At 41.7% G+C, this 11651-nt stretch carries 7 protein-coding genes; 6 read left to right on the top strand and 1 reads right to left on the bottom strand.

The window, feature by feature from the left end; genetic code table 11:
• The 4 genes from R2R28_RS24645 to R2R28_RS24630 all read left to right on the top strand — a co-directional run.
• Window positions 1-3938 (top strand): MBG domain-containing protein (locus R2R28_RS24645; RefSeq protein ID WP_316828318.1); only part of this gene is annotated, 3938 nt, incomplete at its 5' end.
• Window positions 3939-3952: 14 nt separating this feature from the next.
• Window positions 3953-4813, top strand: a complete 861-nt coding sequence (locus tag R2R28_RS24640) for a PorP/SprF family type IX secretion system membrane protein (protein WP_316828317.1) — start codon at window positions 3953-3955, stop codon at window positions 4811-4813.
• 309 nt (window positions 4814-5122) lie between these two features.
• Window positions 5123-5458 carry a hypothetical protein gene (locus tag R2R28_RS24635; protein ID WP_316828316.1) on the top strand — a complete coding sequence of 112 codons (336 nt, stop codon included), beginning with the start codon at window positions 5123-5125 and terminating at the stop codon, window positions 5456-5458.
• Window positions 5459-5704: 246 nt separating this feature from the next.
• Window positions 5705-7663, top strand: coding sequence for an ATP-binding protein (locus R2R28_RS24630; RefSeq protein WP_316828315.1), 1959 nt, complete (start codon window positions 5705-5707; stop codon window positions 7661-7663).
• Between the two features lie 16 nt (window positions 7664-7679).
• Here R2R28_RS24630 and R2R28_RS24625 read toward each other — a convergent pair whose 3' ends face one another.
• Window positions 7680-8036, bottom strand: a complete 357-nt coding sequence (locus R2R28_RS24625) for a response regulator transcription factor (protein WP_316828314.1) — start codon at window positions 8034-8036, stop codon at window positions 7680-7682.
• A gap of 336 nt (window positions 8037-8372) precedes the next feature.
• Here R2R28_RS24625 and R2R28_RS24620 point away from each other — a divergent pair, with 336 nt between their 5' ends.
• Both R2R28_RS24620 and R2R28_RS24615 read left to right on the top strand, forming a co-directional pair.
• Complete coding sequence (locus R2R28_RS24620; RefSeq protein ID WP_316828313.1) at window positions 8373-9107, top strand: hypothetical protein; 735 nt, start codon at window positions 8373-8375, stop codon at window positions 9105-9107.
• 101 nt (window positions 9108-9208) lie between these two features.
• The gene (locus R2R28_RS24615) at window positions 9209-11626 is read left to right on the top strand and encodes a TonB-dependent receptor (RefSeq protein ID WP_316828312.1); all 2418 of its coding nucleotides are present in this window, start codon (window positions 9209-9211) and stop codon (window positions 11624-11626) included.
• The last annotated feature ends 25 nt before the right edge of the window (window positions 11627-11651 follow it).

Raw genomic sequence — 11651 nt, 5'->3', positions numbered from 1 at the left:
CAGCAGGAGATGTATTTACCGAAAGTTATGCAAGTGCTGGATTTGCAACTGCAACTGTAGGTACTAACAAACCGGTAAGCGTTGCAGGTATCACCATTACAGGTGGTGCATCTGCTAATTATACTTTGGGCAATACTACCACAGCAACCACGGCAGATATTACAGCCAGGGCAATTGTGGTAACAGCTGTAGTTAAAAATAAAGTTTATGGCAGTGCCGACCCGGCATTTACCTATACTTACACAGGTACACTAATTGGTACTGATGCTTTCACAGGATCATTAACCAGGGTAGCAGGTGAGAATGTAGGCGCTTATGCCATTAATCAGGGAACGCTTGCATTAGGTAGCAACTATAGCTTGACCTACAACAGTGCGAATCTTAATATTACACCAAAAACCTTAACGGTTACCGCAGCTGGTATCAATAAAGCTTACGATGGTACAACAGCTGCAACCGTAAACTTAAGTGATAACCGTGTAACAGGCGATGTATTTACCGAAAGTTATGCGAGCGCAACATTTGCTACAGCAACTGTAGGTACAAACAAACCGGTAAGTGTTACAGGTATCGCCATTACAGGTGGCGCATCTGGTAACTATACCTTAGGCAATACCACAGCAGCAACCACGGCAGATATTACTGCCAGGGCAATTGTGGTAACGGTCGATGCGAAGAGCAAAATTTATGGTAGTGCCGATCCGGCCTTAACTTATACTTACACAGGTACATTAGTGGGTACTGATGCCTTCACGGGATCATTAACCAGGGTAGCTGGTAATAACGTAGGTGCTTATGCCATTAATCAAGGTACATTGGTATTAAGCAATGCGAGCAATTATAGCATTACTTATAACAATGCTAACCTAACTATTACACCAAAAACATTAACGGTTACTGCAGCCGGTATCAATAAAGTTTACGACGGTACAACAGCCGCAACGGTAACTTTAAGTGATGACCGTGTGGCAGGTGATGTATTTACTGAAAGTTATGTAAGTGCAGCATTTGCGACTGCAACAGCAGGTACAAACAAACCGGTTAGTGTAACAGGTATCGCCATTACAGGTGGTGCATCTGCTAATTATACTTTGGGCAATACCACAGCAGCAACCACGGCAGATATTACAGCCAGGGCAATTGTGATAACAGCCGATGCGAAAAGCAAAACCTATGGCGATGCAGATCCAGCGTTTACCTATACTTATGCAGGTACACTTATAGGAACTGATACCTTTACAGGATCGTTAAGCAGGGCACCGGGCGAGAACATTGGTACCTACGCCGTTAACCAGGGTACACTTGCATTAAGTGGTAACTATAGTATAACATTTAACAGTGCAAATTTAATTATCGGTAAGAAAACAGTAACGGTAACTGCAGCTGCGAAGAGCAAAACCTACGGTGATGCCGATCCGGCCTTAACTTATACTTTTGCTCCGGCATTGGTAACTGGTGACAGCTTCAGCGGGAACTTAACCAGAACAACTGGTGAAAATATCGGTACTTATGCCATCAACCAGGGTACATTAGCTTTAAACCCTAACTATACCTTAACTTATGTTGGTGCAGATTTAACCATCGGTAAGAAAACAGTAACGGTTACCGCAGTAGCAAAAAGCAAAACCTTTGGCGATGCTGATCCGGCTTTAACCTATACTTTTGCTCCGGCATTGGTAACAGGTGATACTTTCATTGGAAACCTAACCAGAGTAGTTGGTGAAAACGTAGGTACTTATGCGATTAATCAAGGTACACTAGCACTAAACGCTAATTACACCTTAACGTATGGTGGTGCTAATTTAACCATTGGTGCGAAAACCATTATGGTAACGGCAGCCGCGAAGAACAAAACCTATGGTGATGCCGATCCGGCCTTAACCTATACGTTTGCTCCGGCACTGGTAACTGGTGATAGCTTCAGCGGGAACTTAACCAGAACAACTGGTGAAAATATTGGTACTTATGCCATCAACCAGGGTACATTAGCTTTAAACCCTAACTATACCCTAACGTATGTTGGAGCTGATTTAACCATCGGTAAGAAAACAGTAACGGTAACTGCAGCAGCGAAGAGCAAAACCTATGGTGATGCTGATCCAGCCTTAACCTATACTTTTGCTCCGGCACTGGTAACTGGCGACAGCTTCAGCGGGAACTTAACCAGAACAACTGGTGAAAATATCGGTACTTATGCCATCAACCAGGGTACATTAGCTTTAAATCCTAACTATACCCTAACGTATGTTGGAGCTGATTTAACCATCGGTAAGAAAACAGTAACGGTAACTGCGGCAGCGAAGAGCAAAACCTATGGTGATGCCGATCCGGCCTTAACCTATACTTTTGCTCCGGCACTGGTAACTGGCGACAGCTTCAGCGGGAACTTAACCAGAACAACTGGTGAAAATATCGGTACTTATGCCATTAACCAGGGTACATTAGCTTTAAACCCTAATTATACCTTAACTTATGTTGGTGCTAATTTAACCATAGGTAAGAAAACCGTAACGGTAACTGCAGCAGCGAAGAGCAAAACCTATGGTGATGCCGATCCGGCCTTAACCTATACTTTTGCTCCGGCATTGGCAACAGGTGATAGCTTCAGCGGAAGCCTAACCAGAGCAGCTGGCGAAAATATCGGTACTTATGCCATCAATCAGGGTACCTTAGCCTTAAACGCTAATTACACCTTAACTTATGTTGGTGCTAATCTTACCATTGGTGCGAAAACCATTACGGTAACAGCAGTAGCGAAAAGCAAAACCTATGGTGATGCTGATCCGGCCTTAACCTATACTTTTGCTCCGGCATTGGTAACAGGCGATAGCTTTACAGGATCACTAACCAGAGTAGTTGGTGAAAACGTGGGTACATATGCGGTTAACCAAGGTACACTTGCACTTAACGCTAATTACACTTTAACGTATGTTGGTGCTAATCTTACCATTGGCGCGAAAACCATTACGGTAACAGCAGTGGCGAAAAGCAAAACCTATGGTGATGCTGATCCGGCCTTAACCTATACTTTTGCTCCGGCCTTACAAACAGGTGATAGCTTCAGCGGAAGCTTAACAAGAGCAGCTGGCGAGAATGCAGGAACTTACACCATTAACCAGGGTACTTTAGCTTTAAATGGTAACTATTCGATTACTTATGCAGGCGCCAATTTAACCATCAATAAAGCAGTACTTACCGTTACGGCAAGCAATGCAGTAATGTGTCAGTCTGATGGATTCCCAACATTTGCAGTAACATACAGTGGATTTAAAGTAGGCGATACCGAAAGTTCGTTAACTGCTAAACCTACAGTAAGCACCACCGCAAATAGAAATGTAGCTGGTACTTATGCCCTCGTTTCAGCAAATGGTGTAGCTAACAATTATAGCTTTGTGTATGTAAATGGTACCTTAACCATTAACGCACTTCCAGCTGCAAACATTGTAAGCAATAAAGGTACAGAGATCAGTAAAGGTGAAACGGCAATATTAACGGCAAGTGGCGGCACAAGCTACAGCTGGTCTACTGCTAGCGGAATCATTAGTGGTCAGAACACGGCAATACTTACTGTTCGTCCTGCACAAACCACTACTTATACTGTCCGTGTAACCAATGCAAGTGGATGTAGCAGTGTAGCATCGATCACCATTAAAGTGAACGAGGATTACAAAATTGTAGCCAACAACATCTTAACACCTAACGGTGATGGTGTGAACGATACCTGGATTGTACAGAACATCGATATGTATCCGAGCAATGAGGTAAGGATATTTGACCGCAATGGTAGATTGATGTACAATAAAAAAGGATATGATAATAGCTGGAATGGTACCATCGGCGGGAATGAGCTTGCAGAAGGCACCTACTATTACATCATAACTTATGGACCAGATAAACTGGTTCAAAAAGGATTTATCACGATTATCAGAAACCGTTAAGAAAAATGAAAACGATGAAAACAAAAATATTGATATTGCTTGCTCTTATCGGGGTTTCGAAGGTGAAAGCACAAACCAGTCCATTGTTAAACCAATATTTCAATAATACTTACCTCGCTAACCCGGCAATGGCCGGGGTAGCAGAAGGTGCAGATTTAGACCTTGCTTTTCGCTCGCAGTGGAATGACGTACCTGGTGCGCCGGTGATCCAAAACCTTACTGCTACCTATGGGTGGGAAAGGGTAGGTGTAGGGTTAAACATGAACCTTGATAAGGCAGGTTTGCAAAGGCAAACACGTATCCTTGCAACTTATGCGTACCACCTTCCAATAAGCGAATCGGCCAAATTACACTTCGGTTTGTCTGCTGGGTTTATGAACCAGAGGATAGATATGCAGGATCTTATCGGAAATCCGAACGATGGCCAGATAGGTGCATATAATACTGACCATAAAACCTATTTTGACGGAGACTTTGGAGTGGGGCTAACCACTAAAGGTTTTAATGCCGATGTGGCCATGGTAAACCTGAAAAATTATTTCAAAAGGGATAATTTTAAATTGATCAATACTCCGGTGGTTTATGCATCGGCAGGCTACAAAATTCCGTTAGGAGAGAACATCTTTCAGCCAAAGGTAGCTTACCGCTCTTTTACAGAAATTTCGGATATTGTTGATGTCGGTGGACAGTTTGGTATAGCTAACCAACAGGTATTGTTTACAGCCATGTACCATACCAGTAAAGCGGCAAGTTTTGGCGTAGGTTTGCATTACAAAAAGAAATACCGCATTAACACTTCCTATACCACGCAAACCGGTGCATTAAGCGGCTATACCGCCGGAAGTTTTGAAATCAATCTAGGGATCAACTGGTAACAAACGCAGTGCGTTAAACCAAAGTATGGCTTGACGCCAAAAAGTTGGACAGATTTAAAATAAAGTTTTTTGTACGAGAGCTCGGTATCCACCGGGCTCTTTCCATTTAACCTGTTTTTTATTCTTTTATTGTTGACATAAAGATGGATACTTATAACAAAGGTTTTTGGACTATTTATTTATTAATTTATGTCTTTATTTAAGCTGTTTTTACGCTTTCAAGAAATTGCGCGAAATTATTTTGGCTCATTTTCAATACTTTGAGAGATTGTATTTGCAGTTATGGTATAGGTTTTTACTTTTGCGTCCATGGTCGTTACGGTATTGGCTATCCTGGAGACTGATTTTGTTCCAGATAAAGCACTTTCGAAATTGATGAATGGACGTTTGCAACAGGCGGCTAATGAGCTGCGTGATCAACATCTTGCTTTTCTTGCTGATGTTGGTGAGCGTAACGATGATATGATTATTTACATCAGTTATAATCCAAAATACAAAATCCGTTTCCGTGTAGTAAACGATGTACCTGCCAAAATCGAAGCAAAGGTAATCGATATCTGCGGAATGCTGGGTTACCTGCACTGGCAAACCGGTGTGCTCAATGTGGTTCGCAACCTGGGTATTGCCGGGGAAGGAGCTGAGTAGTTTATTGGTTCATTTGGTTAACTGGGGATTTGGTTAATTGTTTAAATCGGTTAACCGGCTCCAAACTTACCTCGTTAACCGGCTCCAAACTCCAAACCCTCAACTCCAAACTTATCCTGCTTCATTTAACTTTGAATTCCCTACTAAGGACTTTGGACTAAAGACTGTGGACTAAAGACTAAATTTGTTAACTTCGTATTTGGCATAGCTAGGTTTTAATAACTGTATTTTGCCATTTATACCACTATGCACCTTGATCAAGAAATTCTGGCTGGGCTTATCGAAGGCTCTCCTTATCCTATATACCTCGTTTTGGGCGATGAGCTCCGGCTTGTATTGGCAAATGCTGCAACCCTAAAAGCATGGGGGAAAGATGTATCCATCATCGGTAAACGGCTTATAGAAATTCTTCCCGAGTTTGCAGAGCATCATTTTGGGGCTTTAATGCGCCAGGTTTTAAATACGGGTGAAGCCTACCATGCCGTTAATGAGCAGATAAAAATCGTTCTCGACGGTGTGCTCAAAACGTTTCATTATAATTTTTCTTATCTGCCGGTTAAAGATATTGAAGCTAAGGTTATCGGTGTAGTTTGCCATGCAACAGATGTAACCCAATTGCTGGAATCGGCTGATGACATCAGTCGGTTGGGGTTGGAGGCTGTAGAAAATAATGAACGATTGGAAACAATTAATGAAGCCCTTGCAGCAACCAATGAAGAACTCGCTACCACCAATGAAGAGCTCACCGAATCGGCCAGGTTACTTGAGCTAAGCGAAAACAGGTTTCGTAACCTGATTTTGCAGGCCCCTTTCGCTATTTGTGTAATCAGAGCGAACGATTTGGTGGTGAGTGAAGTAAACGACCGGTACCTCGAGCTGGTAGGGAAACCACGCTCAATTGTAGATGGAAAGCCCATTTGGGATGCCGTTGCCGAAGCTGCCGAAGTTTATGCGCCAATAATGGAGATGGTTGTTCAATCAGGAGAGACATTTTTTGCCACAGAAGCAGAGGTAGTGCTCATCCGTAATGGAGCGCCAGAACAGGTTTTTATCGATTTTGTTTACGAACCTGTTACCGATCTTTCAGGCAGTGTTTCGGCCATTATGGTGGTGGGTATAGATGTTTCAGATAAGGTTCGTAGCCGGCACGCCATCGAAGAGATGGAAGAACGTATCCGCCTTGCCGTAGAAGCTGCAGAAATAGGCACTTACGACCTCAATTATAAAACAGGTGAATTGCTTGGTTCTGTACGTTTTGACGAAATTTTTGGTCTTGGCAATGGCATAGGCCGTGAAACCATCATTGATCATTACCATCCCGATGATGCACATTTAAGTGTATTGGCACATGAAGAAGCAAAAAAAACTGGGCATATTTTTTATGAAGCCCGATACCTGCGTGAAGGTTTTCCGATGAAATGGTTAAGGTTTCAGGCAAAAGTTTATTTTGATGCCGACGGAAATCGCCTGCGCACCCTGGGTACAGTGATGGATATTACTGCATATAAAGCCTTACAGCAGCAAAAAGATGATTTTATATCCATTGCCAGCCATGAATTAAAAACGCCGTTAACTACGTTAAAAGCCTCGCTCCAGTTACTGGCCAGAATGCGCGAAAATCCAAATACCGTTCTTTTTCCGAAGGTAATTGACCAGGCTTCGCGGAGTATGGATAAAATTACCGAGTTGGTTGATGACTTGCTCAACGTTTCTAAAATTAACCAGGGGCATGTTGGACTTAAAAAAGACTGGTTTAACCTGGGCGATATGCTTGATAAGTGTTGTATCCATGTGAGGGAATCGGGTAGCTACGAATTGGTTTTAGAAGGAGATAAAAGCCTGATGGTTTTTGCCGACGAACACCGCATTGACCAGGTGGTGGTTAATCTGGTGAATAATGCCGTAAAATATGCACCAGATTCTAAGCAAATTTTCCTTAAAACAGAGGCTTTTGAAGATAAAGTAAAGGTATCAGTACGCGATAATGGCCCTGGAATTCCGACTAATAAACTTCCCCACCTTTTCGATCGTTATTTTAGGGCTGATGAATTGGGTACACAGGTTTCTGGTTTGGGCCTTGGGCTTTTTATCTGTGCCGACATCATCAAACGTCATGGGGGCGAAATTGGCGTAGAAAGTGAATTAGGCCAGGGCAGTAAATTTTTCTTTACCTTACCACTTAATGAGCTTGAAATAGAAATATAATCTTCCTTTACTGCTATTAAATCGCTTTTTTTACCATGTCGATCAGATGATCAATATCGAAGGGTTTGGCAATAAAACCATCCGCCTTACACTGGCTTTTCATTGTAAGCAGGTCGGCATGTGCACTCATCATCAATACAGGTACATTACTGGTGGCTTCTTCTGATTTCAGCATTTCGCAAACATTGAGCCCGTTTCCGTCAGGTAGCATTACATCCAGCAGAAAAAGATCTGGAACAGCATTACCCTTTCTGCTCATAAACTCATTTACGTTTGCAAAACCTGTTACTTCATAATCTTCCTGTGAAAAAATAAGTTCAACAATTTCCCTGATTCCCTGATCATCTTCGAGAATGCTGATTTTTTTGCCCATATAGTTAGTTCGTGTATTGGATAGACAATCCGCAATAAAGATAATTTGTTTTTCGAAATTCTATAAGCTATTTAACACTTTTGTTTGGGTTGACTTTTAATTTGGTCATTGTTAAATGGCTAAATTGTTAATTGCAAACCGCAATTGAAAATTGATTATTGGTTCATTCGTACTAAAACCGGCTAAAAATAAAACCGTCATCTCGACTGGAACGTAGTGGAATGGAGAACTCTACCTGGAGATAGATTTAGCTTCGCTGAGTAATCGATGGTTCTCGGCTACGGGCTAAATCACGGTACTTCAAATAACTTTACCTCAATCTCATATCTTTGCTCCATGAAAGCCTGCATAGCCATAAAAAATACCTTTGCCTTACTCTTCCTAATCCTTATTCCTTTTTTAAGCCATTCAAGTGCTTACTGGATGGAAGTTAAGGGTTCTGGTAAAGCTGGCGAAAAAGTTACCCTGCAGTTAATCTATGGTAACATTGATGATTTTGGAATCCGGCACAGGCAAACGGGTAAAGCGCTTCAGCTTGCAGGGGAGTTCAGTTTTAGCCTTATCGGGCCTGATGGAAAAAAGACAGCACTCCAGCTCAGTCAGCAATCCGATTGTTGGGAAACTACATTCATTCCAAAAGAAACAGGAACGTACCGCATATTGGGGATCAACAATACCCATCCTGTTGTAGACCGGGCAGCAATTGGTGGCGAAAATGTATTGCCTGTTGATTATCTCTGTAGCCAATATGTTGTAGGCAAACCTTCAGGAAACTCAAACCCTATGCAGTTTCTCGATATTCTGGTTTCGAAAATAGATAAGGCAATTAAAGTAGAAGCATTTCAGCGCAATAAACCCGCAAAAGCTAAAACTAAACTCCGGGTTTTTAATCCCGAAAACTGGGAAAAAGAGTTGGCATTGGATGAAAAAGGTACAGCCGTTTTCTCACCCACCATGAAAGGGATGTACATCATCAGGTTGGATTGGGTCGATCCAAAAGTTGGCACTTATAAAGGAATAAGTTATACCAGCATTCGTTACCGCTGTAATTATTGCCTTTTTATAGAATAAAATCAAAGTAAATGTTTAATACAAATTAATTATTTAGACTAATTATAAATAATGTTTTTATATTTGCGCGAATATTCAGACATCCTTATCATTATCATTTGATGAAATTTTTTTACTTAATGTTATTAGCCTGCCTTTTGTTTGCAGGCAATGCTGTTTTTGCGCAGTCGCCCGGGAAAATATCCGGTAAGGTGAGCCTGGTAGATGGCAAACCTTATGCTTCTGCATCCGTTTCTCTTTTGGAAATTAATAAAACCACCCTTACCGATGAGCAGGGGAACTATCTTTTCTCTAATCTTGCTGCCGGAAGTTATACCGTTAGGATCCAGGTATTAGGTTCTCCTCAAAAAGATTTAAAGGTAACCGTTGTTGCAGGCGAAACCGCTACTGCAGATTACCGCCTGGAAAAAGAGAATGTACAGGCTTTACAAGAGGTCACCGTAGCTGGCGCAACCAATAAATTTACACAGAAAGAAAGTGTGTATATTGCCAGGTTACCACTTAAAAACCTCGAAAACCCACAGGTATATAATTCCGTTCCAAAAGCTTTATTTCAGGAGCAAATGGCGGTTGATTTAGCAAGTATTGCCAAAAATGTACCGGGAGCAGGTATTCCGATGATTGCCAACCAGGGCCGTGTAACTTTCCGTTCGCGTGGTTTCGATACTGAACCAAATGCACGTAATGGTGTGGCCGGAGCAGCTTTTTCCTTTATCGATCCGGCCAATTTAGAGCGTATTGAAGCCATTAAAGGCCCATCGGCTACACTTTTTGGTAACAGCATTTCGAGCGGTTATGGTGGTTTATATAACCGGGTAACCAAAAAACCTTACAACGGTTTTGGAGGCGAAGTGGGTTATACCACCGGAAGCTGGAATTTTAACAGGTTAACCGTTGATGTAAATACCCCAATTAACGCCGATAGAACGGCATTGTTTCGTTTAAATGGTGCAACTACCTGGGAGCACAGTTTTCAGGAGCAGGGATTTACCAATAGTGTAAGTGTTGCGCCCAGTTTCTCGTACCAGATTACTGATCGTTTGTCTTTATTATTGGATATAGAATTTGGTCAGGCTACCGGTACCTCAGTAGTGCGTTATAACCCTTATACAGCAGTGCCTGCTGGTGTTGCCGAAATTACAAGATCGATTGCTGATGGTGGTTTTCCATACAATAAAACCTTTTTAAGTAACGATTTGCCGTATAAAACACAGATGATGAACATTTTCGGTCAGATTAATTATAAAATCTCCGAAGAGTGGACTTCTCAAACCATTATTTCAAGGGCCCGTTCATCCATCAGTGGAAACATAACTGCTCTAAACTCAAGATCCGAAACCACCATCCGTCCACAAATTATTAATGGTTATACCCAGTTTATTGCAACAGATATTCAACAGAACTTTGTCGGTGATTTTAAAATAGCAGGTCACCGTAACCGGATGGTTGTTGGGGTAGATTATTACAACAATTTTAACGATTTCGACCGCGTAACAGTAAACTGGCCAACTGATGTTGATTTTATCAATACACCCACTTCTTACCGCATTAGTCAGTTTAAAGTCGATTCATTAACCTCCAGGGGAACATTAAGAAAAGAGTATAATGGTGATAATACTTATTCGGCCTATGTTTCTGATGTGTTTAGCATTACCGATAGGTTAAATGCCATGTTGAGTTTAAGGGTAAACCGTTTTCAAAACAAAGGTGTTTATAATATTGTAACCGGCCAACTTTCTGGTGGTATTGCTACAGCAACTGCAGCTAACAGCCCTTACGGACAAACCAACTTTTCTCCAAAATTGGGATTGGTTTACGAAGTGTATAAAGACCATTTATCGTTATTTGGAAATTACATGAATGGCTTTTTAAATAAAAGCGGACTTAAAAGTGATGGCAGCAGGGTAGAAGCTGAATATGCCGATCAAATGGAGTTTGGTGCAAAAGCCGATCTTTTTGATCATCGGTTGGTAGGTACCATTAGCTATTACGACATTAACGTTAAAAATATTGTACGCCCTGATCCTGTTGACCCGGTTAACTTCTTTATTCAGGATGTTGGACAATTGAGCAGGGGAGTGGAAGTTGAGTTAACGGCAAATCCTTTTGATGGATTAAATATTGTGGCAGGTTATGCCTATAACAATAGTAAGGTTACCAGAGCAGCCGATCCGCGGAACAATGGCTTACGTCCAGGCGTAACCGGCCCGCCTAATACCTATAACTTTTGGGTAAGTTACCGTATTCCGATGGGTAAATTTAAAGGAGTTGGTGCTGGTGTAGGTGGAAATATTGGTGATCAGTCTTATTATCTCAATACTTATCCAACCCTTACAGGTGGTTTATCAAGATTTATTATTCCATCGTATAAAATCTTTGATGCCAGTATTTTTTACGATCATGCTAAATTCCGTATCGGATTTAAAGTGGATAACTTAACCAGCGAAAAAGCCTGGTCGGTACGCCTTACACCACAGGCTCCGGCAAGATTTACCGGAAACTTTATATTGAAGTTTTAAGCAGAACATTATAAAAAAGGCTGAT

It is taken from the genome of Pedobacter miscanthi (assembly GCF_032678605.1).
GTDB lineage: Bacteria > Bacteroidota > Bacteroidia > Sphingobacteriales > Sphingobacteriaceae > Pedobacter > Pedobacter miscanthi_A.
The sequence above is the reverse complement of the archived record's forward strand: the minus strand, read 5'-3'. Positions and strand labels throughout refer to the sequence as shown.

Coding starts and splice junctions, on each gene's coding strand:
- R2R28_RS24640 (WP_316828317.1), top strand. CDS start 3,953: ATGAAAACAAAAATATTGATATTGCTTGCTCTTATCGGGGTTTCGAAG.
- R2R28_RS24635 (WP_316828316.1), top strand. CDS start 5,123: ATGGTCGTTACGGTATTGGCTATCCTGGAGACTGATTTTGTTCCAGAT.
- R2R28_RS24630 (WP_316828315.1), top strand. CDS start 5,705: ATGCACCTTGATCAAGAAATTCTGGCTGGGCTTATCGAAGGCTCTCCT.
- R2R28_RS24625 (WP_316828314.1), bottom strand. CDS start 8,036: ATGGGCAAAAAAATCAGCATTCTCGAAGATGATCAGGGAATCAGGGAA.
- R2R28_RS24620 (WP_316828313.1), top strand. CDS start 8,373: ATGAAAGCCTGCATAGCCATAAAAAATACCTTTGCCTTACTCTTCCTA.
- R2R28_RS24615 (WP_316828312.1), top strand. CDS start 9,209: ATGAAATTTTTTTACTTAATGTTATTAGCCTGCCTTTTGTTTGCAGGC.